Source organism: Psychrobacter cibarius, assembly GCF_016107535.1.
Taxonomy (GTDB): domain Bacteria; phylum Pseudomonadota; class Gammaproteobacteria; order Pseudomonadales; family Moraxellaceae; genus Psychrobacter; species Psychrobacter cibarius.
Map to the genome: position 1 here is coordinate 1 of NZ_JABASQ010000012.1, position 26,302 is coordinate 26,302.

General features: G+C 37.2%; 22 protein-coding genes, 4 pseudogenes and 1 other annotated feature. Of the genes and pseudogenes, 2 read left to right on the top strand and 24 right to left on the bottom strand.

Annotated elements, in window-relative coordinates; all coding sequences use genetic code 11:
• The 14 genes and pseudogenes from JFC08_RS08305 to JFC08_RS08370 all read right to left on the bottom strand — a co-directional run.
• On the bottom strand, positions 1–298 hold a 298-nt coding region (locus tag JFC08_RS08305; RefSeq protein WP_198330384.1), incomplete at its 3' end, for a transposase.
• Between the two features lie 201 nt (positions 299–499).
• A complete protein-coding gene (locus JFC08_RS14045; RefSeq protein WP_420825211.1) occupies positions 500–955 on the bottom strand; it encodes a transposase in 456 nt (151 codons plus the stop codon).
• Between the two features lie 84 nt (positions 956–1,039).
• Positions 1,040–1,156 (bottom strand): annotated as a pseudogene (locus JFC08_RS14050) (transposase); the annotation flags it as partial.
• Positions 1,157–1,270: 114 nt separating this feature from the next.
• On the bottom strand, positions 1,271–2,674 hold the full coding sequence (locus JFC08_RS08315; protein WP_227697704.1) for a capsule assembly Wzi family protein: 1,404 nt from the start codon (positions 2,672–2,674) through the stop codon (positions 1,271–1,273).
• A gap of 99 nt (positions 2,675–2,773) precedes the next feature.
• Positions 2,774–3,793 (bottom strand): IS701 family transposase, encoded by a 1,020-nt coding sequence (locus JFC08_RS08320; RefSeq protein WP_198330386.1) that lies wholly within the window; start codon positions 3,791–3,793, stop codon positions 2,774–2,776.
• A 64-nt stretch (positions 3,794–3,857) separates the two neighbouring features.
• Positions 3,858–4,411: pseudogene (locus tag JFC08_RS13780) on the bottom strand (transposase); the annotation flags it as partial.
• Positions 4,020–4,136, bottom strand: a sequence feature (AL1L pseudoknot). It overlaps the preceding pseudogene by 117 nt.
• 155 nt (positions 4,412–4,566) lie before the next feature.
• On the bottom strand, positions 4,567–5,697 hold the full coding sequence (locus tag JFC08_RS08335; RefSeq protein ID WP_198330388.1) for a CDP-glycerol glycerophosphotransferase family protein: 1,131 nt from the start codon (positions 5,695–5,697) through the stop codon (positions 4,567–4,569).
• A gap of 24 nt (positions 5,698–5,721) precedes the next feature.
• Entirely contained in the window at positions 5,722–6,111 is a 390-nt protein-coding gene (tagD, locus tag JFC08_RS08340) for a glycerol-3-phosphate cytidylyltransferase (protein WP_198330389.1), read from the bottom strand.
• Position 6,112: 1 nt separating this feature from the next.
• A complete protein-coding gene (locus tag JFC08_RS08345) occupies positions 6,113–7,105 on the bottom strand; it encodes a glycosyltransferase family 2 protein (RefSeq protein WP_198330390.1) in 993 nt (330 codons plus the stop codon).
• A gap of 67 nt (positions 7,106–7,172) precedes the next feature.
• Positions 7,173–8,132, bottom strand: coding sequence for a polysaccharide pyruvyl transferase family protein (locus JFC08_RS08350; protein ID WP_198330391.1), 960 nt, complete (start codon positions 8,130–8,132; stop codon positions 7,173–7,175).
• The gene (locus tag JFC08_RS08355) at positions 8,113–8,634 is read right to left on the bottom strand and encodes an IS630 family transposase (RefSeq protein WP_192521012.1); all 522 of its coding nucleotides are present in this window, start codon (positions 8,632–8,634) and stop codon (positions 8,113–8,115) included. Before JFC08_RS08355 ends, JFC08_RS08350 begins: the two co-directional genes overlap by 20 nt.
• A 29-nt stretch (positions 8,635–8,663) precedes the next feature.
• The gene (locus JFC08_RS08360) at positions 8,664–9,149 is read right to left on the bottom strand and encodes a winged helix-turn-helix domain-containing protein (RefSeq protein ID WP_198330392.1); all 486 of its coding nucleotides are present in this window, start codon (positions 9,147–9,149) and stop codon (positions 8,664–8,666) included.
• A 369-nt stretch (positions 9,150–9,518) separates the two neighbouring features.
• A complete protein-coding gene (locus JFC08_RS08365; protein ID WP_198330393.1) occupies positions 9,519–10,538 on the bottom strand; it encodes an IS701 family transposase in 1,020 nt (339 codons plus the stop codon).
• A 98-nt stretch (positions 10,539–10,636) separates the two neighbouring features.
• The gene (locus JFC08_RS08370; protein WP_227697705.1) at positions 10,637–11,884 is read right to left on the bottom strand and encodes a sugar transferase; all 1,248 of its coding nucleotides are present in this window, start codon (positions 11,882–11,884) and stop codon (positions 10,637–10,639) included.
• A 90-nt stretch (positions 11,885–11,974) separates the two neighbouring features.
• On the opposite strand from JFC08_RS08370, the pseudogene JFC08_RS08375 reads away from it, so the two are divergent.
• Positions 11,975–12,857 (top strand): annotated as a pseudogene (locus JFC08_RS08375) (IS982 family transposase).
• A 449-nt stretch (positions 12,858–13,306) separates the two neighbouring features.
• Here JFC08_RS08375 and JFC08_RS08380 read toward each other — a convergent pair.
• Positions 13,307–13,684, bottom strand: coding sequence for a transposase (locus tag JFC08_RS08380; RefSeq protein ID WP_276509894.1), 378 nt, complete (start codon positions 13,682–13,684; stop codon positions 13,307–13,309).
• 52 nt (positions 13,685–13,736) lie between these two features.
• Between JFC08_RS08380 and JFC08_RS14055 the strand changes: the two are divergent.
• Positions 13,737–14,599, top strand: a pseudogene (locus tag JFC08_RS14055) (transposase).
• A 46-nt stretch (positions 14,600–14,645) separates the two neighbouring features.
• Here JFC08_RS14055 and JFC08_RS08390 read toward each other — a convergent pair.
• The 9 genes from JFC08_RS08390 to JFC08_RS08430 all read right to left on the bottom strand — a co-directional run bounded on the left by JFC08_RS08390 (position 14,646) and on the right by JFC08_RS08430 (position 26,074).
• Positions 14,646–15,770 carry a glycosyltransferase family 4 protein gene (locus JFC08_RS08390; RefSeq protein WP_198330394.1) on the bottom strand — a complete coding sequence of 375 codons (1,125 nt, stop codon included), beginning with the start codon at positions 15,768–15,770 and terminating at the stop codon, positions 14,646–14,648.
• Positions 15,771–15,802: 32 nt separating this feature from the next.
• Positions 15,803–16,972 carry a hypothetical protein gene (locus tag JFC08_RS08395; protein ID WP_198330395.1) on the bottom strand — a complete coding sequence of 390 codons (1,170 nt, stop codon included), beginning with the start codon at positions 16,970–16,972 and terminating at the stop codon, positions 15,803–15,805.
• A gap of 115 nt (positions 16,973–17,087) precedes the next feature.
• The gene (locus tag JFC08_RS08400; protein WP_198330396.1) at positions 17,088–18,176 is read right to left on the bottom strand and encodes a glycosyltransferase; all 1,089 of its coding nucleotides are present in this window, start codon (positions 18,174–18,176) and stop codon (positions 17,088–17,090) included.
• A 31-nt stretch (positions 18,177–18,207) separates the two neighbouring features.
• Complete coding sequence (locus JFC08_RS08405) at positions 18,208–19,281, bottom strand: glycosyltransferase family 4 protein (protein WP_198330397.1); 1,074 nt, start codon at positions 19,279–19,281, stop codon at positions 18,208–18,210.
• Between the two features lie 34 nt (positions 19,282–19,315).
• Complete coding sequence (locus JFC08_RS08410) at positions 19,316–20,341, bottom strand: glycosyltransferase family 2 protein (protein ID WP_198330398.1); 1,026 nt, start codon at positions 20,339–20,341, stop codon at positions 19,316–19,318.
• A 219-nt stretch (positions 20,342–20,560) separates the two neighbouring features.
• Positions 20,561–21,607, bottom strand: a complete 1,047-nt coding sequence (locus JFC08_RS08415; protein ID WP_198330399.1) for a polysaccharide pyruvyl transferase family protein — start codon at positions 21,605–21,607, stop codon at positions 20,561–20,563.
• A 117-nt stretch (positions 21,608–21,724) separates the two neighbouring features.
• Positions 21,725–23,461 carry a thiamine pyrophosphate-binding protein gene (locus tag JFC08_RS08420; RefSeq protein WP_198330400.1) on the bottom strand — a complete coding sequence of 579 codons (1,737 nt, stop codon included), beginning with the start codon at positions 23,459–23,461 and terminating at the stop codon, positions 21,725–21,727.
• A gap of 16 nt (positions 23,462–23,477) precedes the next feature.
• On the bottom strand, positions 23,478–24,548 hold the full coding sequence (locus JFC08_RS08425; protein WP_198330401.1) for an NAD-dependent epimerase/dehydratase family protein: 1,071 nt from the start codon (positions 24,546–24,548) through the stop codon (positions 23,478–23,480).
• Positions 24,545–26,074, bottom strand: coding sequence for a lipopolysaccharide biosynthesis protein (locus tag JFC08_RS08430; RefSeq protein ID WP_198330402.1), 1,530 nt, complete (start codon positions 26,072–26,074; stop codon positions 24,545–24,547). The genes JFC08_RS08425 and JFC08_RS08430 overlap by 4 nt, the downstream gene beginning before the upstream one ends.
• Between the last annotated feature and the right edge of the window lie 228 nt (positions 26,075–26,302).

The following is a 26,302-nucleotide window of genomic DNA, read 5'->3' on the forward strand; positions in this document are numbered from 1 at the left end:
GCTCCGCCTGGGCGAAAAAAGCAGCAGCCTTACGTATAATCTCATTGGCTTGCTTAAGCTCGCGACATTCGCGTTCAAGCTCTTTGATGCGCTCTTTGTCACTTTGAGCTTGCACTGAGGCAGGAATGGTTTGATCAATGTGCTTTTTATGCCACGATCGTAGGGTTTCAGGCGTACAGCCAATCTTAGGGGCGATGGCTTGAATAGCTGACCACATAGAGGGATAGTCACCTGCCACTTCAATCAGCATCCGAACGGCGCGTTCTTTGATCTCAGGAGTATAAGTTTGTCTTTTCATTGTCGTATTCTCTCAGAATGTTGAGTCTCCGACAATATCGGGGCGGTTCAGTAAGGGTTTGAATTTGGTGGGCCCAGTATCAACTTAACTCGATATGTAACCATTTGATATTGAAGATTATTGTATGTTATAAATTTTCTTATACCAACCAATATACCAACAATTTATTTGAATAAATACCTTGTCAACTAGGGCGTGTCCTCAATTCATCTTGCAATGAATGATGGTGCATGCTAGGTAAAGCATAGATTTAAAATTGAGAGCCAACTTTTCATAGCGAGTAGCGATGCTACGGAAATGCTTGAGTCTCGCAAATACATTTTCTACTAAATGGCGTAACTTGTTCAAATAGCTATCAAGTTCTGAGTTAGACTGCTTGGCGTTCGCTCTTTTAGGACTGATAGGTATCATGCCATGCATGCGATCCTTATCTCTGATAGCCTCTGAGTCATAGCCTTTATCAGCGACAAAGTAATCAGCTTGTCCAATCATTTTAATCAACCCACCTGCAACTTGACTGTCGTGGGCGTCCACCCCCAGTGATTTTAAAATTGAGCGGATATCCATCGGCATCACAGGATAGGTGTATCTTTGTAGTTGCTCCGCCACGGCTTTGTCCAATTGCTCGATCTTCACCAAGCCGAGCTCCACTTGCATGTTGATGACACCGTATATAATTTCCGTCGGTGAATACCCATTCCGTATCAATTTCTTTTCGTAAGCCAAAAAAAAATTCTGCCACAAACCAGTCTTTGACCATCGATTAAAACGATTATAAGCAGTTTTCCACGGGCCTAACTCTCTAGGTATGTCACACCAAGGAGCCCCTGTACGGAGTTTCCAGAGAATAGCTTCCATAACCTCGCGGTTCTTTTATTCTTGATAGCAACCATGTTGTGCCATAGTTACCTGCAGTTGTTCCCAAAGGTTATCAATTAATGCTTTTCTAACCATTTTCCTATGAGTTTTATACTAAAAATTAGTAAACTCAAGACCAACACCAGCACCTACATCAGTTGATTGTTTGTTCGAATCTAATGCCCATACTCGGCTAGAAATTAGCGTTTTTGGGTTCATTTGGTGCTCCCAAGCTATATCGGCTACCTTTAAGGTTTCTAGCTCAGGATAAGCTTGGTTATCATTCTCATTCGATTGATTAACTTTGGCATATTGTAGCTTAGTAGTGATGAAATTTTTGTTGTCTACCCAAAGCTTGCCACCAAGCGCCACACTTTCGGCGTCACCACCCAATCCATATCCTAACGGATAGCCATGCTGATAATAACCATCTGTATAAAGAAAGTGATCATAGGAAATGCCGCGTGCTTCACCACTAGAACGAGTATCAGTATATTCAGCATATAATTGATAAGGCAGAGCATTTATATTTGAGGCATAGTCTATACCTGCTAAATACATGTTTTTAGCAGGTAAACCACCTGCTTCATCTTCACCGATATACTGTGCATAAATACCAGTCGGCAAACCTACTAGTGGCATTAAGTTGACGCGAGCATCAAACCCTCCTAGTTGGTTGGCAGGATCTTGGTCAGTATTACCAGTAGTGGTATCGTTGTCTCTTGTTCCTAAAAGAGCATCACCAAATGAGCTAAAGCTCTCAGGTCGTCCTTCTCCGCCCCACATAAAAGTACGAGAAGCTCCAACCTCTAACCAAGGCCATGGACTAGCAGTAAGACGCGCACCAAACATCTTAGCATCTGGTACTGCTTTATAATCGTCCAATTGACCTGCAAATAACTGATACTGCCAAGGACCTACCCAAGATAAATATGGGGAGGTTGGTGCGTTTTGCTCATCACGCTGCAGGGTCAGACCCATGACAGGAAGACTGGCATCTCCTCGGATTAGGCTGCCATCATGTCCAGGCCCCCACCATGTTGGGATTTGTCCAGCTATTAGCCATTGATTGGCAAATTTACCTGCTACATAAGAGCCTTCAAAACTCACATCGTCGTCATTTATTAGGTCATCAACTTTAAGGTTGGCTTGTAGGTTGAACTCCCAATCTTCTTCACTAATACCAGCTTGTAAACTAGCCTGTACTGTAGACATTTTATTATCAGCAAAAGTTTGTGGGAGGCGCTGCCTATCAGTTTGAGCATATAAACCAACTTGTGCATTAACAAGCGATTTGGGTTTTTGCTTTAGTGTTAGCTGTATCGACTGTATTATCTGCTGTTGTTCTGAGGTTTTTACTTTAGCTGACATCAGTGCACGCTTGATCTCATTTGCAGTTAATGGCCATGTACTCGTACTGATTTGGATAACACCTTGTGAGTTCAACCAGTTCAGTTCTGATTTTAGGCTCATGTCATTGATATGTATGTTTTGAGCAGTAGCAAATGTACTTGCCATGCCAAAACTCAATAAAATGCTCATTAATTTAAAAGTATTTAATCGGTGGTAGGGCAGTTGTTTTGTCATAGTGGTTTACTCATGATTTATAATTAGGACTTACGCAACAATCAGTCTAGGCGAGCGTAACTGCTCGCAGAGATAGTCATCCAGCAAGCCATGTTTTAACTGATATACCGTTTTCTTTGTCTGCCTAGCAATACGGGTCAAACTTATCCAAACTAATATAGAACAGCAAATATGATTGCGCTGAATACCTGCTTTTCGACACTGATTAGACTCTATACCTGTTAATTGCTTAATCTCACGATGAAACTGCTCAATCTTCCAGCGTATGGCGCACACCTGTTGTACGTCATCACGATTTGTTTGAGTGGTGTCGTTGGTTACGACCCAATCCGTGCGGTGAGCACTCACCACAACCCGAAACAGTTGCACTTTATAGTCTTTAGGAAATTTATTGATCTTAATTAATTTGCCATTATCTTGTTCGGCCTCAGTCCATTGTAAAGCACTGACTGAGGTATAAGCGCGTTGCCCCTTAGAATCATCAACCAAACGGTTGCTCTTAAGCGGACAGTAAAAGATTTTACCTAAACCATCAATGGTCAGCATGATATCTTTAGTGGCATACCAGCTGTCCATAAGCACCGTTTTAAATACCAATTGCTTGTACTCGATCGTGTGTCGTAACATATCTTCTAAATGATCAAGCTTGGTTTTACCATCGATGGCTTTGTCGTAAATACGGTAGTCAATAACCCAATACTGCTGGGTATGCGGGTTAACGTAGATGCAGTTTACAAGACCAATGCCTTTAATTAATCGTTTAGCATTGCCACTATATTGGCGGTTGACCAGTTCTATCTTATGACTGTGATCTTTGTCTAATACCGTATCATCAAAGAGCAAGTAACCCTCAGCATCGGCGACAATGTCTTGTTTAACTTGTTCCCATACTAGACGAGGTTTGAGCTTGTCACCTTTAATATAACGGTTGATACGGTCATGACTGATGTTCTCAGGATGATGATCAGCATAGTTGGTGATGGTGTAGTTTATTTGGCGCACCATGAGATACTGGCAATAATCTAGTCGGGTTACTTTAGGCTTCTTCATGACTATTATGGTACTACGCTATGCTTTAGGTTGGCAATATATCTCTGGTTTTGCGTAAGTCCTAACCCTCTGCTTTCAACTGTTTCCAGACTTTACGAGTACCATAACGGCACTTGCTGTCCTGCCAGATACGTTTAATCTCATTAAGATAGAAATCGTCATGCTGACTACGCTGTGAACGCTTTTCAGGACTGAATTCTAGCTCTTTGGCACGATAGTATGTGGATGGAGCAATCGGTAGTACTCTACAGATTGGCTCGACTCCATATTGTGGTTTGTGGTCATCTATAAAATCAACCATTACTTGGGTTTGCGGTCGAGCTCCGCCTGGGCGAAAAAAGCAGCAGCTTTCTTTATAATTTCATTGGCTTGCTTTAACTCTCTGTTCTCACGTTCAAGCTCTTTGATACGCTCGGCTTGGCTTTGAGCTTGAATGTTTGCAGGAATGGTTTTATCAATGTGCTTTTTATGCCATGATCGTAGGGTCTCAGGCGTGCAACCTATCTTTGGCGCTATGGCTTTGATGGCTGACCAGGTGGATGGGTAGTCGTCTTTAGCTTCAATTAGCATACGGACGGCTCGCTCTTTCATTTCGGGGGTATAGTTTCGTGTTTTCATTGCCGTATTCTCTCAGAAAGTTGAGTCTCCGACAATCTCGGGGCGGTTCAGTATTCTCATAACTAAACCTATCTTACCTGATATATGAAAACAAAATGTAAGGGATAAACACATTCATAAAAATAAAAATAAAAATATAATGAAAACGCTGATTCTTAAATATTAACTTGCTGACAAGCATTCAGTAGATCTGCATTATCTGAATATCGTTGGGTATAGAAAAAATCAAGAACCTCTTTTCGATTTTGAGAAAAATCAGCAGTATTATTATTACTAATTAAGTTTACTAAATTACTTTCCAATTCTAGCCAAGTGGTCAATTTGACACCTGGTGTGACATCTTCATATTCATAAAGAAGACCACGGTTGGACTCTTGGTGATACCATTCGAAATCAGGTATAAAGAATATTATCTCTCTATCAAGGTTTAAGTAATCAAAGTAAATAGACGAATAATCGGTAATTAGGATGCTAGCTTGAGCCAAGTAAAACTGTACATCATCAAATGCTGAAACTAGCTCTATGTTTGAAAAGCCACTTAAATCAGGAAACTCGGCCTTCACATAGGGGTGCATCTTTACAATGAAACGGTGATCTATCTTGACTAAGCTATCGTTTAGACTGTGCAACTCATTTAAAGTTGGAAAGACATACTTATCATAATAGTTTTGACCCATCCCATCTCTGAAAGTTGGTGCATATAAGATTGTTTTATTATTATCTGCTCTTGATATCAAATTATTAACTCTAGGATAAGTTCCAATAAAGAATTTATCTCTATCTATATGATACAAGTCATTGAAAAGTTCTGCATCTCGTTCTGATGTCACCAAAAACAAATCAGGCTGGTCTTTCATATTTAAATAACGCCGATATTTTCTCTTCGGTGAATTACCCATTTTTTTTAGGGGAATCCCATGCCATAGCGTAATCAATGATTTACTTCGATTTATAAATTTATATACATCATTTCCGATGTGACTGTGCGTACAAACAATAAATTTTGCTTTTGCGATACAAAAGATATTCCTGACATCATAAAAGTACAGTACAGGTATCCCTTGAGATAATAACTCATTATATATACTTCTATCCTTAGTTACCCAAAAGCACTTTTCGCTTGCATGATGTTCTAACATCCATTCAAAAAAATATCTAGAATTATCAGAATAGCTATACCCATCCTGTGCACCAAATAACCAAAAATTGGGCGCATTTTTTGTAACTAGAGATAAACCAAACATTGCACTAGAATAAGCAATATCAATAATATTTTTAAAGCTCAAAGTTAACACCTCGATCGTCTAAAACTAATTCTTCATATCTAACTTTATTTTCGTAGTTGATATTTCAGGCGTGCGTTCTAAATACACAACTTCACATTGCTCTTTTAAAAAGTCGAAGTGCCCTACCCAGTCATCACCCATAACGAATTTATCTATGTGATAGAGTTCTATGTCTTCAGATTTCTGCTTCCAATTTTCTTCAGGAATTACTAAATCTACAAATCGAATAGCCTCTAAGAGTGCTTTTCTTTTTTCATAACTAAAATAGCATACTTTGTCTTTTGCGTCTTTGTTAAACTCATCAGTCGATAGAGCAACGACAAGATAGTCACCTTGTTGCTTAGCTCGACGAAGTAGATTTATATGACCGTAATGCAATAGATCAAACGTTCCATAGGTTATTATGCGTTTCATTTTACTTTTCTCTTCTAGATAAAATTCTAAGTTGGACAATAATCAAAGGTAAATATTTATTTGTTCGAAATGAGAATAAAGTTAAGAAACCTTTATTACCTTTATGCGATCTAAATTTTGAAATATTATACAATGTTAACATTTCACTATCAGTTTTAGAAAGTAAAGATCGAATATCGGATTTATAATTTTTAGAATATCTAGATATTCTAAGTAAGGGCTTATAAAACATTTCATCTAAATAAAATATTTCATAATAATCTTTATTTTCCTTAAAGATGTTATTTTTGAGTAGGAAGTTTTTAGCATTTATTGTAAGGGCTTTCTTATCTTCTATAAAAGAAGCAGGAAGGCTATACATAGTTGAGCCTTCTCTTTGAGTATAATTATATAAGCAATTAGGAATATTCTTAATAGAACATTTATATAGTACTTGATATATTAAATCGACATCTTCAAATGTTTTAACACTGTCCGAAAACCTATATTTAGATAAAACGTCTCTTTTATAAACCTTATCCCAAAAGAATCGGGTGGCCGCTCCATTCACTAGTAAGACATCTTTAGCTGTATTAAAATACGAGACATCTGAAAATATTCGATTAATAACTTTATCATCTGTTGTTACGTAATTGACTCCAAAAGTTAAGACGTCCATATCATCTTCTTTAGCAAACTCCTCTGTAACCACCTGCAACATATCAGGAGTGTAAGAGTCGTCACTATCCAAAAAAGCGATATACTCACCTTTGGCATGATCCAATCCCAAGTTTCTGGCAGAACCTTGCCCACCATTTTCTTTTTCAAAGAAAATAAAGCGAGAATCATTACCTACTAGCTCTTTAGCTAGAGTTATAGAGCTATCTGGGCTACCATCATCAACGACTAAAGCCTCAAAGTTATCATACGTTTGATCAAGCAGACTTTGCATACATTTTTCAATATATTTTTCTACTTTATATACAGGAATAATTATACTAACGAGTGGCGTCATACTGTTTATATTGGCCTTATTTTATAGTGACTAGATAATCCGATATATATTTAATTACATCTATATTTTATTTTTCGAAAATACTATCTAAGAAGTTAAAAGAAAGCTTCTGTAGAGGCTCTAATTTTAGTTTAATAGCATTATAATCAATACTGTCCTCTACAATAGACATATCGATATTCGCCACATCATAGAACATTCTATCTTCTAATCCCAACAGGCTGAGTAAAGACTCAAAGCGAGCTGATCCTCTATCTTTATTAACTATCGTGATAAAAGGCTTCTCAAAAACAATAGATAGCACTGTTCCATGGAATGAATCAGTAATTACGAAATCTGCTGTATAAAAAGAATTCAACCATTCTTCTATAGCTGGATATTTATAATCTAATAAGTCTTTCTTATTCGTTATAGGTAGCTTCTTGTTAGGTTGTTTCCTAAACGAGCTTATATCCAAATAGTTAGACACTTGGTTAACAACCTCTATTTTAGCTTCATTATCATCTAATATGTAGTTGAAAACTCCTTGAGTAGGGGACTCAAGTGAGCCTAACTTATTTTTAATTAGATCTATGTAATCCTGTTTTTCTAGTAGTAAGGTAGGATCTAGTACTAATTGTGCTTCTGTACCAAGGTATTTACGGCAAAGTTGAATGCCTGCATTTTCCCTAACAGAGATAGCATCAAACTTTGCAATCAGCTTTTTACATTGTTTTGTTTGCTTTTCATCAAACTCCCATTCGCTAGTGCCAAAGGATGAAGCATAAGCAAACTTTTTTACTTTGCTATTATCAGATAAGAAATCAAGGAAGTAGTTAGTAATACAAGGAGAGTATTTGGGTCTCCATGTTTGATCGCTACCAACAATAACAGTATCAAAGTCTTCATTTAAGAAGTAGGCTTTTAACTCTTTTGAATTGTCTATTTCTTGGGACAGGCTAAGGTACTTATCGATGAAATCATGGTTTTCAGCATAGATAAATTTTAAATAATACCAAACCCAACAATTAAAGTTGCGCCCAAGCACGAGCAGTTAACGACCGAATTCTTTGTGGCTGTTTAAGCAAATTATTCCAAGCCAAGCAAGCGGCATCGACAATAGCCTCATAACTGTCATAACAACGATTAGATAACTCATTTTGCTTAAGGTACTGCCATACTCTCTCAGAGGGATTGAGCTCAGGTGAATAAGGCGGTAGTTTAAGCATAGTGACATTAGCCTGATTCAAGCTTGGTTGATGCCATAATGCGCCATCCATCACCACCACCGCATGGCGTCCTTTTGGAACGGCTTTACTAATCTCTTGCATATGCAATAACATAGTGTGTTTATTAACGAAAGGCAGTACCAAGCCGACAGCCTTCTTTGTCGCTGGACAAAAAGCACCAAACAGATAAGCGGAATGAAACTGTTGCTGCTTGATCAGTCGAGGTCGCCCACCGCGGTAATGCCAAACTCTGGTCAATGAGCCTTGTTGTCCTATTCGAGTTTCATCTTGAAACCAGATGTCCACTTGATCTAGGCTCACATCAGTAGGCAGTGACGCCTTAACCTGTGCTATAAAGTTTTTTTAAAAGCGTCTTGAGCTTGTATGTCGGCTTTTGGATGCTGACTACGAGCACTTATCCAACTCATATCAATACGCTTGAGTAGCTCGTAGATACCGTTAACGGTGTAGTGAGCGTTGTAGTGTTCTTTAGCCAATTGCTGAATGTCTTTGCCGGTTAGACGACCGCCAGCGCGCTTTTCTTGTTCAGAGACTATCATGGCTTTAAAAGCGTCTGTGTCTGCTTCTGCCAATTTGCTGTGACGACCTCGACGATGACGATCGTAGAGACTCTCAAGTCCTCGTTCATAATATCGCTTCAATGTCCGTCTGGCAGTTTCAGGATGTATGCAGAGGTCTTTGGCAATATCGTTGGTGGCTTTGCCTATACTATATTGGTATAAGATGAGCAGGCGTAGTCGGGCTCTGGGATTGCGCTCAGTCTTTGAGTGTTTGCCAAAGTCATGGTCTTCTAGGTTATGTATTGGTATGGTCATCAGTAGATTATACTATATATTTTGGGTTTGGTATAATTAGCAGAGGGAAGATAGTAATAGCAGCCTTTAACTCTGTTGTAGGTTTGGTTTTTTATAAAAGACAAGGCTTTTAGATGCTTTGGTCGACTGGCTCGAACTCTGTCAATAGTAGTAACATTAGCGCCTTTCTGCTCTAGGACTCGTGTCAAAGCATAGTTTTGTAGTATGCCTCCGTAATTATGGCCTAGAGGCTGAGTCATTATGGCTATTTTCATTTTAGTAATCCTTTAATTCGTCTCAGTGCACCACGTCTATATTGTGTTACTTTGGTAGAAAGCCTTAGACATGAAAGTACCTTCTTCATTTCTTGATCAAAATCAATTGTAGGACTTACGCAACCACCAATTCAGGCGAGCGTAATTGCTCGCAGAGATAGTCATCCAGCAAGCCATGTTTTAACTGATATACCGTTTTCTTTGTCTGCCTAGCAATACGTGTCAAACTTATCCAAACCAGTATAGAACAGCAAATATGATTGCGTTGAATACGAGCTTTGCGACACTGATTAGATTCTATACCCGTTAACTGCTTAATCTCACGATGAAACTGCTCAATCTTCCAGCGTATGGCGCACACCTGTTGTACGTCATCACGATGAGTTTGAGTGGTATCGTTGGTCACGACCCAATCCGTGCGGTGAGTACTCACCACGACCCGAAACAGTTGCACTTCATAGTCTTTAGGAAATTTATTGATCTTAATTAATTTGCCATTATCTTGTTCGGCCTCAGTCCATTGTAAAGCACTGACTGCGGTATAAGCGCGTTGCCCCTTAGAATCATCAACCAAACGGTTGCTCTTAAGCGGACAGTAAAAGATTTTACCTAAACCATCAATGGTCAGCATGATATCTTTAGTGGCATACCAGCTGTCCATAAGCACCGTTTTAAATACCAATTGCTTGTACTCGATCGTGTGTCGTAACATATCTTCTAAATGATCAAGCTTGGTTTTACCATCGATGGCTTTGTCGTAAATACGGTAGTCAATAACCCAATACTGCTGGGTATGCGGGTTAACGTAGATGCAGTTTACAAGACCAATGCCTTTAATTAATCGTTTAGCATTGCCACTATATTGGCGGTTGACCAGTTCTATCTTATGACTGTGATCTTTGTCTAATACCGTATCATCAAAGAGCAAGTAACCCTCAGCATCGGCGACAATGTCTTGTTTAACTTGTTCCCATACTAGACGAGGTTTGAGCTTGTCACCTTTAATATAACGGTTGATACGGTCATGGCTGATGTTCTCAGGATGATGGTCCGCATAGTTGGTAATGGTGTAGTTTATTTGACTCACCATGAGATACTGGCAATAATCTAGTCGGGTTACTTTGGGCTTTTTCATGACTGTTATGCTACTACGTTATTCTTGAGATTAGCAATGTCTATTAGATTTTGCGTAAGTCCTAATTAATAAAAAAATGGTTTAGCATTTTCAAAGCTTTACCGCGAACCGAAACCGGTAAATGTTGTATGAATGGTCCTAAAGAAAATCAGTAAATCCAATGTAAATGATATGTGCTTTATATAGTAAAAATCATATTCAATTTTCAATTTGGTTTCTTCTGCACCAGTCGCATACCCTTGATTGACTTGAGCCCAACCAGATATGCCAGGTTTTACAATATGACGATAGTTGAAAAAAGGCACTTGTTGCTCAAGCTTAAGGGCAAAATCAATAAACTCAGCTCTAGGACCTATTAGGCTCATTTCACCTTTAATGACATTCAGGAATTGAGGAAGCTCATCCACTCTCGTTTTACGGATGAATCGACCAACTTTAGTAATACGATCATCGTTATCCACAGTTAAGACTTCTTTCGACTTTTCATGCATACTACGAAATTTATAAACTTTGATAGTCTTTCCTCGATGCCCAACTCGTAGTTGGGTATAGAAAACCTTACCATTGTCTTCAAGTTTGATCGCTATTGCCGTAAAAAGGCAAATGATGAGGGTGGCTGGCAATAGCACTAGAATAATTAAAAAATCAAGGGAATACTTTACCAACATATAGTTTTCACAAGGCAATAGAGAGCCGAGGTCATTCTCATACATATGGTTGATCTTAACTCTACCAGTCAGTGACTCACGAATATGACGATGATGATATACCGGTATACCTTGTAAAGTCTTATGAGCAATAAACTCCTGCCAGTCATCAGTCAAATCATGACTATGGAGGTCTGCTACTATACCCTTTACATTTTGATCTAGAGTGGTTGTGTCTAATTTTAACCATTCGGCAGAAGGTACTTGTACTGGCATGTCTACGGCTCTTCCTATTGGAATATAGGCAAGCGTTTGCACTTTATAGTAACGGTTAATGATATTGACGATGAAGATATAGCTGAGCAGGCACATACTACTGATTGAATAATAGATCAAGTAAAATGGAAAGTAGGTTACTTCAGCCAGTGCAAAGACGACAATGAACCAGAAGATAAACACAGGCAATATGTATGAGGTTGAATTAATCCCTGGAAACTGACGTATCAAATTCAGAGTAAATAGAGTCAATAAGGTAAGCATACCACTTGCAAGAATATTAAAAGTACTGGTTTTATTGAACCCTTGAGCTAGATAGCCCCAGTCTAAAAATATATATGGTATCCAATTACACAGTAGTAACCCTACAAATATCTGAACCGGTAGAAACTTTAAAGACACTAATATTCTTTTATTAAACATAACCCCACTCTCAACTTTAAAAGTGATTGAAAAAAGAAGAGCATCTCACTAATCTATTGTTTTCGACCAAGAATACAATGGAGTTGTGAGATGCCCATAGACGAATTTATCATCAATATCTATTTAATGGTAGAGCAATATTACAAAATAGTCGTCACCAAACCCTTGCGAAGTGCAGGTTACGCGCCAAAGCTAAGTGATCCTGAGGTTATTTGCATGGAGATGGTCGGTGAATTTTTACACCTAGATCAAGACAAACAAATTTGGCAATACTTTACCCAGCATTGGCAAGACTGGTTTCCAGCCATCGGCTCATACCCTAACTTCGCAAAGCACTGCGCCAATCTGTGGCAAGTCAAACAGCAGATACAAGATAACGTCAGTCAAATTGAAGGCCGTGACAACATCCATTTTATGGATGGTTTTCCGATACCCGTCTGTCATTATGGACGCGCTTATCGGCATAAAAACTATCAAGACTTAGCGGCTTTTAGCTACTGTGCGGCTAAGCAAGAGAGATACTATGGCTTTGAGGGACATTTGCTTGTTAACTTATCGGGCATGATTAAAGGCTTTACCTTTGCTCCTGCCAATGTTGATGAAAGAGCGGTTGCCCCAGAAATCACCACTCATATTCATGGGCTACTTGGCGCTGATAAAGGGTATATCAGCCCGAGTCTGACATCGTACTACGACGCTCAAGGAGTAGATTTACAAACGCCACTCAGAGCTAATATGAAAGAAGATAGACCCAAACCTGTGGTAAGGCGGCTAATGAAAAGCACGCCGTATCGTTGAAACAGTCATTGGTCAGCTATCAGAACGATTTAATATACAAAGGGTACGAGCAAGAGATTTATGGCATTTGTCTCATCGATTGATTCGTAAGATTCTGTCGCACAATCTGTGCTTTGTACTCAATCAAAAACTGGGTAATCCGCCACTTCAGTTTGATTTGCTTATTTCAAGTTGAGAGTGGGGTTAAATATAAATAAATTCTTTCATTCTGAGGCTACTAGGCGTTGCGAAAAACTCGACAAGTATAACGTATATATAAAACAAAAGAACGGTAATTAGTCAGTAACATCAGTAATATTTACCAAAGATTGTCTATAGGGAACCTCTAAAAACCCCTAACAACGCGTTAAACTAAGTCAACTCATAACCAAGCCGAAGTCAACGTCATGTCAACACCGAGTAAGCCCAAACGCAGTGCCATCAAAACAGACCTATTTGCCCGGTGTTTGTCAACATAGTTGTCACCAATTTACCAACTAAGCGACTCTCATTTCATCAATTGATTTCGGTTCTTTTAACGGGTTCAATGTCGTTGGAGGGACGGGCGTACAATTTCTCACTTCGCGCGATCCCCAACGAGTAGGATTTAATGTTTTAGCACTCTCCATCGTCTGTGAGCTATAGTCAGCTTAAAATAAAATTGTTATGATTAGGACAGATATCATAAAACAATTTGGACAAATCATTTTCCAACCAACCTTGGCGTAGAAACTTCACTTGCGCCCATTTTTTTTCGATCGGGTTCAAGTCTGGGCTATAAGGTGGCAACCATAAAATACGGTGACCATGTCTATTAAGTAGCTTTTGAATGCGTTTGCCTTTATGAAATCTGGCGTTATCCATGACAATCACGCATTTTGTTTTAAGACTTGGGATCAGAGTTTGTTTGCACCAGTCGTAGAATATGCTGCTGTTAATATTGTGCTTAACGTAATCGAGTGCAAACAGCATTTTGCCGTATAGCGCCCCAATGACTGAGCTATGCTGACAAACACCGAACACCGAAACCGTACAAGTAAACTTGGTAAACTAAGCGTATTCACAGGAGTTTACCATGACCAAGAAAATCAGAACTTATAGTACAGAATTTAAAGCAGAAGCCGTCAAGAAGATAGCGGATAATAATGGCAATATTTCAGCGACCGCAAAGCAGCTAGGCATCGCCATGCAGACCTTATCTAATTGGCACAATAAAGCCAATCAAGGCAAACTTGCAGGAACAGCTCAATATGATCCTGAACTCATAGCGGTGATCGAAGAAAATAAGCGTCTTAAACGACAGCTCAAAGTAGCCGAAGAGGAACGAGAGATACTAAATGAGGAGGGATAAAGCGAAGCACTGCTTCGCCCCGACGCAAGATGAGAGCTATGCTTGAATGGGGCGACGGCGTACTTCGCGAGAAACAGTTAGTCAGGTACGCCTTTATCAAAGATAACCAGCACTTCTTTAGCATCACTCCTATGTGCCGCGTACTACAAAGGGCTAGTCGTTCATTCTGACAGAGGTAGTCAGTACTGTAGCCACGCGTACCATAAAATCATCAAACAGCATCAGTTGACAGGTTCAATGAGCGGTAAAGGCAACCACTACGGGCATAGCCCTTCGCCTTGCACTCGGGTAAGTGTCTCCCAGACACTTACTTGTCCTCGCTCATTTGATAACGCACCTATAGAAAGCTTCTGGGGCGTATTGAAGAATGAGCTAGTGTATCACCAAAACTATAAAACCAGATTTGCCGCCATCAACGATATCATTGGATATATTGAGTTGTATTATAATGAGGAGCGATTAGCAAAGCACTGCTTTGCAGCGACGCAAGGCGAGAGCTATGCTCGAGTGGAGTCAGGATTCAAAAAGGCTTGGGCTATAAATCGCCAAGACAGGTGTGGTTTGACTTTTATCGTCAGGCTGCGTAATTAAAATCTCCCAAGTTTAACTGTATGGATTTGACAGCAGGTGTCATTAATCTAGAAGCAGCGATATTAAAACCTTATTAACCTTCTTTGCATCAAATCTTTCTTGGGCAATGCGATAACTTTCTTTACCCATTTGTTCAATAAGTTCTGGTTGCTCTATAAAGTGAATCATTTTTTGAGCGAGCAGCTCGGCCGACCAAGGTGGAACTATAAAGCCATTAACACCATCTACGACAGTCTCACGGCAACCTGGGACGTTTGTAGTGATTATTGCTCGACCAATAGCCATTGCCTCCTGTGTACTACGCGGCATACCCTCACGATATGAAGGTAGGACAAATACGCTAGAGTTGGTAAGCCATTCATCAACGTTATCGACATGTCCTCTATAAATAATAGCGCCTTGTGCAACCAGCTTATCTAATGAATTACCAGTCAATGCACCCGGATTTGCATGGTCAAGACCACCTAGCATTACAAATTCAGTGTCAGGGTAGTGTCGCTTAACTATTTGGGCCGCTGCTGTATACTCATTAACCCCTTTTTCAGCTAACAGGCGCCCAATAAAAATAAAACGAATAGGATTGGATGTTGGCTTACTATAAGGGTAATCATCAAGATTTAAACCTATACCACCGAGTATGCTTACATTACGTACTTTAACTTTATAGTGCTCAATCAAGTCGATGTGATCATCATGATTTAAAAATACAATGCGGTCTACAAATCGGAACGCTATTTTATATAGCATAACCTGAATTTGTCTTACTATTTTCGTTTTGAGTTTTTGACCAGTCGGTTGATTTGTAAATAAAAACCCTAATCCTTCTAACATAGCCACTCGTTTTGGAACCTTAGCTAAGGCAGCAGCTAAAGTGCCATAAATAACAGGTTTAGAAAAGTATGAAAAAACTAAATCAGCTTGAATACTATTAAGTACTTTCTTAAGCTGTAATACTGTTTTGAGATCAGAAAACGGATTTAACCCTGAATTACTTAAGTTGTAATCAATAGGATGAGCGCCAAGACTTTCAACCTGCTGCTTTTGTTCCAATGTGTAATCTATCGCAAGAGCATAGACAGTATGCTCATTCTGAATTAAAGACAAGATCAAGTCGGAACGAAATTTTAATAATGTAAAAGCTGTAGTGCCTATAATAACTATTTTCAAAATAATACACCTTCGGTTTTTATTAGCATTAGCTATGGCTTATTATAGTTAGACTTTAATTTTTTTCGCTCATAAATTTGATTAACATTACAATCAGCACAGACAAACAAGACATAAATCATGACAAATGGATAGCGATAACGGACAGCAGTACCATAGTTAAATACAACCAGACCATATACTGACATAGCTAACATCATGAATAGTAACCAAAAGATAAGTTTATCAGGAAATATTTTCCAGGCTTGTCGAGTTATTAAGAATAAGAGGGCTAATATAATTAGGTTTTCTAACGATTGCACCAGCTGTAGAGCATTGCTAGCTTCCCATGGTAAAGGTTTGGCTAAAAAGTACACTGCTGAGGTTAGGCCTTGAAATACAAAGTCACCAGCGCCTGATATAATACTAACCTTGTCTGCCTCACCACCATCTTCGACAAACATAGCCACTCTATAATAGTTTACTAAGGGAATAGTAATAGGAGCAGAGAGAAGTAATCCAACCAATGCAATAACACTGATAACCAACGCCTTGGTTATTCCCATGCCTTTTTTTGCCACGTTAAATATAAAATATAGTAAGACTATAGGACCTAAAATAAAAAAGTTTTGGAATTTTATTAAGTATAAGGGAGCGATACAGATAATGCTTTTAAAAACTTTAGATTCACGGGCGTATATTACAGCCAAAATCATAAAGAAAAATATCAGAGTTTCTCTTAAGCTTAAAGCAGTATATAAAGCAATACTTGGGAATAGTAAATAAAACCACACAGATACTTTGGTAAATATTTTTTTTGCGTACAGGATAAAAAACAGTATTATATAAAGCAGAGTATTGTAGAACCCTAAGCTTATGATCGAGACAGGTGTTGGGAGTGGAATCAACGCCAGCAGAGCACTGGCTGTCAAGACAGTACCACCATTTGCTAGCACTTCAGTAAAAGCTAGTTCTCCATTTCTTAGGGCATTCACACCATTCCAGTACTTAAATTGATCTGGCATATAAGAGGCACTGAATAGCACATCATTTAAAACAAAAGGTAAAAAGCAATGTAAGGCTAATATAATCTGGTGCTTATATGAGACTTGAAACTTATATCCAAGTATGAATATTGATAATAAGCATATAAGTAGACTGGGCAATTCAAAAAGCCTAGTTCCTAAAAAACCATAGGTATTAATCCAACTTAAGTCTGACATTTAGTTATCTCTATGATTTAATAGTGGTTGTAATAAACTTACCACTTTTCTCTTACGGCACTTCGTTGATGACTCGTCGCTGCGACTTAGTACTCTTTGTTAAAGCTACAGTTTTTCACTGGTTATATAACTTAAGGTAAGCTTCGACATTCGCATCTAATGAATAGTGGTCAATAATACGCTCACGTGCGGCAGCTCCAATGTTAGAACGCTCGACCTCACTTAAACCCAAAGCTTTATCAAGAGCCTGTGCTAAAACAATCTCATTTTTTGACTCAACCAGTAAACCTTGTGAGCCAACAGCTTCACTTATACCACCACAGTCTGTTGCAACAATAAAACGTTCGCATGCCATCGCTTCTAAAATAACCATTGGCAAACCTTCCCATGCTGAAGACATTACATAAATATCAGCGGCTGACATCAGTTCTTTCACGTCATTACGTATACCTAAAAATCTTACGCATGAATCAATTTTTAGATCTTTTGTTAGCTTATAAAGTGTATCTTTATAAGGTCCATCACCTACTATAAAAACTTTAAAGTCTTGACGTTCAACTTTAAGTAGTGTGATTGCATTTAACAAATTAGGATAATCTTTTGCAGCATCAAGCCGACCCACTGCTAAAATTACTTTCTCATTATTGATAGAAAGCTGAGATCTTAACTTTATTCTAGAGCTGTCATTAAATTTAAATTTATCAATATCAATACCATTGGCAATAGTAATCATTTGTCCCGGCTTGACAGCACCTTTTGTGATAAACTCTTCAACCGCTGATTGACTCACATTGACTGAAATATCAGCTAATTTGTCAGTAAGTCGATAGGCCAACATTCTAAGTTTCCCACCCTCGTTACTACTGTGAGCAGTACTGATCACTTTAGGTATTCTAATAGTTAAACGTAGCAGCCGCGATATAATATTTGCATGGACCATATGACTATGTACCACATCGGGTTTGAAGTCTTTAACTAACTTTCTCAACCTTATATAAGCCTTTGCAAAATCTTTAGAGCCATGCATTCCAATAGATATCAGCTCTACTTCGGGATTTTTTGGTGAAACCTTAACTTCAATTTCGCCATTCAAATAAGCTAACTTCACTTCGTGTCCCAATGTGGCAAGCTCATCCGCCAGATTAATGACAACGTGTTCAGCACCGCCCATACCTAGACCAGTTATTATCATCAATATTTTCATAAAACATGCCTAAAATAAACTTACTGTAAATTTACTTGATATCTTCAATTAGATTTATCCATTGACTCATTATGTTTTCAGGTTGGTAAACCTCAGCTTTCTCTTTACTTTTCAAACTAATACTTTTTCGTTGCTCATCATTGCTCATCATTTTAATTAAGGATGAGGTAAGCTCACTAGTATCATTCTGAGGCACTAGAATAGATCCTGTATCTTCCATGATCTCCGCTGGGCCAACTTCACAATCAAAGCTTACGATAGGCAAACCAAAAGCTAAAGCTTCAATTAGAACCATGCCAAACCCCTCAAAACGAGAACTTAAGCAAAATATCTCAGCTTCTTTGTAGTATTCGCTAATATTATTAGTATTACCTACTAGCTCAACACTTTCTTTTAGTTCGTTTTCTTCAATAAATCGAGCTAGTGTAACTCTGTCTTCACCTTCACCAACTATTTTTAGTTTCCAGTCTGGCATAGACTTATGTACTTCAAGCCAAGACTGGAGGAGTAAGTCAAACCCTTTCTGATACGTTAAACGGCCAACAGCCAATACTATGTTAGTGTGCTCTGGCTTATCATAATATTGCACTGGAAATGGACAAGGATTGGCTATTGCTGTTATTTGTGATTTATGACGAGTACCTTTCAACCAATATGCTTTATCTCTTTCTGTTAAGGTAACCACTGAGTCGCAGTACCGCGCAGCCAATTGACGAGCTAAGCGTCTACGTGGCTTTCCTAAATCAGTATTAAAATTAAAATGCTCCCAACATACATGTTTAACTGGCAAACCTAGAGTAGCTGGTAAAGTAAACATAACAGACATTGTTTCGACTACTATTAAAGTATCGATATTCTGTTCTTTTAATAGCTTTCTTATTTTATAAATAATACTTGGGGTGCGAGATAAATTATGACCTGTCGCATCAAATAATGAACAAACTTCAATTTCTTTATTTAAGGAGAAGAAAGGCTTATAACCACACCAGATACTGGCGAGAGTTATATCATAACCTGCCTCCGATAAGCCGTTAGCGAGCATAGAACCTACGCGCTCAGTGCCACCAGCGTTGTCAAAATTACCGCCTAGTATTAAAACTTTCATAAATGATTTTTCCAGTAAATCTATATAAAATAGTTTAAAAAACCTTATAAAACTTTACTAACCTAATGGTTAAAGAAGGGAAGAAGTAGAACATAAAACATAATAGTTTTACTTTCGCACTTAATTCATTTTTTGCTAATATAATATTATTATGTATAGTTTCCCTTATAGAACCAATAATTAATTTATCTACTTTGCTATCGGGACTAACTATCATTCTATTTATGTAGTACAGCACTTCAAATCTAATTTTCCTACTTGCAAGTAACCTATGACTATTTTTAAGCTGAATTTCTTTAAGTGCTTTCTTCTCAAAAGCGACCCAACCGTTATGAAACTTCATGAACTCTTTTCTATCAAACGCCTTCCTAGTCAAGCTATTAGAATCGGTTTTGTCAAAAATATAAAGAGTCGAATCGATTTTAAAAACCGATTTAGCATTGATAAATATATCTAAATTATATAAAGCATCTTCTGACACTATCAAATCTGGGAATCTAAAACTTTTAGCTAAATCAGCCTCAATACATTTACCCCAAGGAGCAGATATGATCTTGTCTGATAGGTACTCTTTAATAGGATTGCATATTACATTAGCTATGTTTGAATCCTTTGTTAAATCTATAATCTCATTTGTACTCTCTATCATTTGATAGTTGTATGTCAATACATCAGGCATATTATTTGATTCTATAGCATTATATAAAGTATCAAGTGTGCTCTCTATAAAATAGTCATCTGCATCAAGAAATAAGATATACTTGCCTTTAGCAACATCAAGCCCTTTATTTCTAGATATTGCAGGACCGCTATTCGAAAAATTACTTAAGAATATTATATTAAAGCTAGATATACTGGTCCCTAATTGCTGTGCCAGTATAAATGACTCATCTGTAGAGCAATCATCGACAATGATATGTTCAAAAGAAACGGCATTATTTGTAAGACTTTTTATAGCTCTTACTAGCTTATCTCCAGAGTTATAGTTGGGAGTTATTATTGAAAAAAAATATTCTTTCTCAACTTCAATATGATAATTGTCACATCTTACTTGAATCATTTATCTTATCTCTAAGTATCAATTAAAAAATAATTTTGTAGTTCGGTTAATGGTATTCAATATTTACATAAGATGTATAAAAGAGACTCTTTTACTCATAAATATTTTTTGTCAAGTTATAGTCAAGTCTATATAAATCCGCTACAGCGTCATCCTCGCTAAGCATACTAATGTATAACTTGCTCTCGGTTTCCTTGTATCGAAATTATATTGAACTGACTATAGTATCATTGTATTACATTGCTCTAAATAATTTCTACTTTCATTTATTTTCGGATTTAAAATTGCTTCGAGATTAGAGTAAGTAGTCTCAATGGTATTATCATTCGATAAGTATCCCACTTCAACTAAAGATTTTTCTAAACCTAGAGATTCTAACAAATACTTAACTTTTGGTTTATTCCCACCATAACTAATAAAGTTTTTCCTATATTTAATCGCAAATATTGAACCATGAAAAGTATCTGTTATAACACTATTTGCATTTCTTACAATAGAAAGAAATTCAAATGGATTACACGCAATATTTTTATCAGCCCATGAATGATAGAACCCTGCAGAAATAATTAAGAGTTTATTTCTTCTGGCATAAGCCTTAACTTCTTTAACAATATTTTTTTCAAAACCATATGTGTAAACAAGTATATACGGTTTACTTATATCGTATTTTTCTTCATTCTTAAAAAAATCATGGAGAAAGGTTGGATCTAATACCATTGATATATCTTTGTCTATACTTGCTTTTTTTGCTACCTCTAATGACTCAATATCTCTTACACTGATCATGCTCAGCTCAGATATACCCTGAACATATTTTGGATAATTGTTTAAGTCTTCAACATTAGAACTTCTCACACTAGGGGCATATGAAAACTTTAATGATTTAGGTAGGTTTATTCCAAAGAATTCTGGAGCGCTGTTAAAAGAGCCGTTAGTAACACTCCAAACCTCATCAGAACCAATAAATACGACTTTAAACCTTGATGATTTTCCTCGTGAGACAATAGTAAGTTTCTTTTCGTATTTTTTAAAGGCTAGTAGCTTACGAATATTAAAAATATAACTTTTTGGTGTGTTTTTAATCCCGCCAAACAGATGCTGATACCTTTTTATATTGTTCTCTTTGTCATATACATCTAAAAAACTTACTTGGTATCCATAAGCGGTAAGAATTTCTTGCAAGGCAAACGCTTGTAGGTAAGCTCCGTAATTTAAGGATTTACAAAGTGTCACAATTAGGCATGGTGTGCTTGAAAGTTTATTCATGTATATTTCTCTCTATTTAATTTAATATATTTTTTAAGATAAATTTCATAATAGTTTTGTATCTACTTTAATATTAAATAGCTATAGCTTTATCAAAAGAATTTATTACTATAAAATCTAATTATTAATTATAAGTTTAACTTTATTAAATACTTGTTCACCTAATAATTTCTTACCCATCTCTTTAATCTGTTTTTCTGGAGAGGAAGCTAAGGTTTGTATAGTTTTAAGTGCTGAACTTTCAAGTTGACTATCTGTAAATACTTCAAATATAATTGGCTTATCTAGTTCATCTGATGTTATAAATCTTTCATAACAGCCTTCAAATTCTTTTTTAGATGAGGCTGAAATATATTCATAGCCTAAATCAGTAGCAAAATTCTTAACTAAAGTAGGAGACTGATTACCAAAATGCCCAGCTGCTGCAACATATTCATCTGCAGATTCTCCAAAATAGGCAGCATGATGATCATACTGTCTGAACTCTGTGCCTTTACCATTGTTAACGAGTAGTATACGGATGTTATTGCCTACATGGCGATTACCCAATACGTTAATATCATAGAAGAATGCCAAATCACCAATTACAGTAAAGCACAGCTTATTAGGATTTGCTAATGAAGCACCTATAAGTGATGATAGCCCTCCATCAATACCGAACCCACCTACGTTTGATGAAGCTGTAACTGTGTTAGGTAATTCAAAGAAATTCCAAGATCTCAGACTGTTTAGTATGCCAAAGTGAATTACAGAACCTTGAGGTATTTTAGAAGCTAATTTAGAAGCTAGCCAAATATTAGAATAGGGTAACTCAGGTATTTTTTTTCTAATGGAATCTAAGCGTTTACTACAGTTTCGGTAATAGCTATCACCTGCAGACTTTTTAGTAATATAATGCTCAAAAAATGATTGCTCAGGCATCTCAAATATGTAGCGTAAGCGCCTGAATGTATCTCTTAGCTCACCATCGACACTTACTCGCCACACCTGTTTGCCTATCATGCTAAGAGTAGCGTAATCGCCAGTAACTTCTCCTATATGAATAACTAAGTCAGGACGATATTTTGTCTGATCTAGCATACTTTGAGCAGCTGCCAATGAGTAAAGCAGTCGGTTTTTGCCATAGTAGCCACTAGTATGATCACAGAAGACAACTGCATTATGACTATCGCAAAAGCGTTCTAACGCTTGTGTCTCTAAAGCATTCCATTTTTTATGAGAGCCAACAAACACCGCTATTTTACCTAAGAGCTTTGGAAACTGATCATTTACAGTGATTCTATCTATGATTCGATATGTCGGTAAATTTTTAGTAGTGTACGGCTTAGTGTAAGTAGTCGGCAAATTGATATGAACAGGACCGCCACCAGCACGTTTTAATTCTAGTATAGCTTGGTTTACTTTTATCTCACATTCCCAGACGTCGTCACTATCTTTTACTGTAGGTAGTGACACGCTTAGATTGACAGAGTCTTTGGGCATTACACTACGGTCAACTACTTGGGCTACAAGGTGTCCAACTCTATTGAACGGTTGCATTGAAGTTATGGCTAGTACTGGGAGCTTTCTGTAGTAAGCTTCTGTCAAACCAGGTAAGTAATTACGTGATGCAGTAGCGCCTGTACAGCTTATCACTACAGGCTCACCTAACTCTGCCGCTAGACCACAAGCCATATATGCAGCAGAACGCTCGTCAACAGATGAATACATAGTAAAATATGGGTCTTGCTGCATGCTAGATACCAAGGCAGTATTAGTAGTTCCAGGCGACGCTATCACATGCTTTATATTATGTGCTTTAAGCAAATATAGAATAACCTGTGCATTTTTTTCATTAGTGTAAGAGTAATCCATAAATCAATCCAATTAGTTACTTTAATAATTTAGAATATCTATAAATAGAGTATTTTATTAGCGTCTTAAAATTCGGCAGTTCTGTTAAAGATATATTCTCACCTTGAAATCTATTTTTTATGGCTTCTTCTTTCCAATTAATATCTTTAAATTTTGTATTATTTGAGTCTATAAAATGCTCTAGACATTTTTTTAAACCAATTTCAGGATTTACAAAACCTGATGTATCTATAAATCTATTTATTTTGCTATTGTTAAACTGACGGTCATACAATCTATCATAGACTATTTGATATTTACCAGCACGCCATTGCAGAAAGTTATCTAGATTTTGTTGAAATACTTTAGGCCGATAAGAAAGGTGCGATTCAAGTACTTCTAAGTAAATATCTAACGCTTTATTCCAACTTATACTAATATCTGATGTGATATGAAAAGCTTCACCTAATGCGTCTGACTGTCCAATTAAAGCGACTATACCTCTTGCAACATCCTTACCCATTGTTACTGTTGTCATTTTAGAGCTAATATCATCTGAAAAGACAATTGAGCGGCCTTTTATGGCTCGGTATAGCCAATCTTCTTTTTCTAACACACCCAATTGTAGTCTTTCCTCATCGTAGGTTATATAAGGTCGGATGATCGTCCAGTTTTTTCTTGCACTAGCAAAAAGTAGGTTTTCTTGACGTGCTTTGGTTAATGCATACTCATCTGTAGCCAGATAGTCTTGATCCTTTGAAATATCTAACAATCGTGGTGAGCTTTCAGTTAGAGGTTTGTCCGAGTCAGCATATACACGAGATGAACTTAAATAAATGTAATGATCAGTCGCCTCAAGAAGCCTTTCGTACCTATTTTTAAATTCATTTGTTTTATATACCATAAAGTCGACAATAACATCCCATCTTTGAGCTAGCAATTCATCTATGAACGTCTCTTCTTTCGCATTACCTATTTTATATTCGACATTGCTTTTGTGACCAGACTGTGTACGTGAAGTCACTACAACATGGTTAGAGCCTTCAGCTATCAAATTAACTAAATGTTTGCCCATAGCTCCTGTACCACCAAGTACTAATACATTCATTTTTTCTTTCCAAATTTTAATAAACGATTTACAAATACTTGTTTAACTTTGATACGCCAATTTTTATCTAAGCCAATAAAGTACATGCTAGTAGTAGCAGATGCCATACTAACTACTATGACAATTGCGGTCGAAAGAAGTCCATCTGGTAGCAAGTAATGTGTAGCCATACTAGGTAGTGCTGACAACAATATGACAAGCATTACTGGGATTAGAACAACTTTATAATAAGGAGCTAATGGCAAATCAATGAGTCTGTTAACAATAATCAATCTTACTTGGAACATTGAAAGGTTAGCAACAATGGCTACAACGAATACTGACGAAGCTGAATACCCAAGCTTTAGAACTAGCCATGAGAATACGAATATCAATATCTGAATACTACCCAATGAAAGTTCATAGAGCTTCATTTTACCTGGTGCTCTAGCTGCTGTTGCTATAGGTAAACTAATTGAGAGAATTAATGATTCAACAAGTGCTAACTGAGTAAACAGTAATGCCTCAGGTGGTGGTGTTTTTAGCCAAATATTTAAGATAGTATTCATCTCTAATATCATAGGTAATGCAAAAACCCACATTAAAAAGAATGTGAGCTTAGATCCATTGGAAATAAGACTCAGCATATCTTCTTTCTGACCAGCCGCGTAAGATTTTATGATTGGTGGATACAGACCCGTATTGAGGTTACTAGAGAACACCATTACTTGACTAGAAACTGTAAGTGCGATAGTCCGAGCCGCCACAGTAGCAGGATTAAAAAGCTGATTGATAATTACAGTTACTGCTTGATTTCTAAACACAGTACTGAGCTGACCCATTAGCGTCCAACCAGTGAAGCCGAGAATTTCTTTCAGCAGTACTTTATTCCAGTATATTTTTTTAAACTGACATTCAGTGTATCTTTTTAGACAAATGAAAATATAAATACTAGTTGTGATAGCTGCTGTTAATAGTAGAAACTGTCCATATAGTTCTAATACATCACCTTGTATATGATTTAATAATAGCGCTGCAGTTAACTTAAGAATAGCGTCAACGACAGAGATTAGTGCGAAAAGATGCATATCCTCATGCGCGATAACAATAGCGATAAATGGTGATGAGAAAATCGAGAACACGAAGCTTATTGCTACCATTTGATATAAGATTACAGCTGCTTCATATTTATCATCAGGTATCTTAAGGTGCTCAGTTACGAACCATAGACCAATAGTTTGTAATATGATGAAGGCTAATAAAGCAATACCAGCATACATCAACCAGTTGACACTAAAGGTTTGTTTAAGACTAAGATCATTTTTCTGACCTATGGCAAACGAAAAAAACCGTTGAGTTGCTGAAGCCATAGTGCCTGGTAAAAATGCTAACAAAGCAACAAATCCAGCTACAACGCTGTATATACCATAGTTCTCAATACCTAATGCATTTAATACAACACGAACTGTATAAAGGCTAATTAATATAATAATTATTTGGCGAGTATAAAGAGCTAGTGTATTTTTCAGTATTTTGTTATTTCGCATTGTTGAATAAAGCCTAAAGTAAAAATATAAAACGACAAATGCTCGGATTGAAAACGCTATAAGTATTTAAATTGGCTTCGAAATACGTAAATTAGTATTTATCACGATATCCTTTTTGCAGAGCACTCTGCTAAAAGATATTGCTAATAGAACTCTTGCATAAGTCATCGCTAGCCCTTGCGGCTCCATCAGTGGAAGTTGATGAACTAGTACTTTCGCAAGAGGTCT

Bases quoted from the DNA above. Each gene is read 5' to 3' on its own strand.
- JFC08_RS14045 (WP_420825211.1), bottom strand. From the start codon at position 955: ATGCAAGTGGAGCTCGGCTTGGTGAAGATCGAGCAATTGGACAAAGCC.
- JFC08_RS08315 (WP_227697704.1), bottom strand. From the start codon at position 2,674: ATGGCAAGTACATTTGCTACTGCTCAAAACATACATATCAATGACATG.
- JFC08_RS08320 (WP_198330386.1), bottom strand. From the start codon at position 3,793: ATGAAGAAGCCTAAAGTAACCCGACTAGATTATTGCCAGTATCTCATG.
- tagD (WP_198330389.1), bottom strand. From the start codon at position 6,111: ATGAAACGCATAATAACCTATGGAACGTTTGATCTATTGCATTACGGT.
- JFC08_RS08345 (WP_198330390.1), bottom strand. From the start codon at position 7,105: ATGACGCCACTCGTTAGTATAATTATTCCTGTATATAAAGTAGAAAAA.
- JFC08_RS08360 (WP_198330392.1), bottom strand. From the start codon at position 9,149: ATGACCATACCAATACATAACCTAGAAGACCATGACTTTGGCAAACAC.
- JFC08_RS08365 (WP_198330393.1), bottom strand. From the start codon at position 10,538: ATGAAAAAGCCCAAAGTAACCCGACTAGATTATTGCCAGTATCTCATG.
- JFC08_RS08370 (WP_227697705.1), bottom strand. From the start codon at position 11,884: ATGTTTAATAAAAGAATATTAGTGTCTTTAAAGTTTCTACCGGTTCAG.
- JFC08_RS08395 (WP_198330395.1), bottom strand. From the start codon at position 16,972: ATGTCAGACTTAAGTTGGATTAATACCTATGGTTTTTTAGGAACTAGG.
- JFC08_RS08400 (WP_198330396.1), bottom strand. From the start codon at position 18,176: ATGAAAATATTGATGATAATAACTGGTCTAGGTATGGGCGGTGCTGAA.
- JFC08_RS08405 (WP_198330397.1), bottom strand. From the start codon at position 19,281: ATGAAAGTTTTAATACTAGGCGGTAATTTTGACAACGCTGGTGGCACT.
- JFC08_RS08410 (WP_198330398.1), bottom strand. From the start codon at position 20,341: ATGATTCAAGTAAGATGTGACAATTATCATATTGAAGTTGAGAAAGAA.
- JFC08_RS08415 (WP_198330399.1), bottom strand. From the start codon at position 21,607: ATGAATAAACTTTCAAGCACACCATGCCTAATTGTGACACTTTGTAAA.
- JFC08_RS08420 (WP_198330400.1), bottom strand. From the start codon at position 23,461: ATGGATTACTCTTACACTAATGAAAAAAATGCACAGGTTATTCTATAT.
- JFC08_RS08425 (WP_198330401.1), bottom strand. From the start codon at position 24,548: ATGAATGTATTAGTACTTGGTGGTACAGGAGCTATGGGCAAACATTTA.
- JFC08_RS08430 (WP_198330402.1), bottom strand. From the start codon at position 26,074: ATGCGAAATAACAAAATACTGAAAAATACACTAGCTCTTTATACTCGC.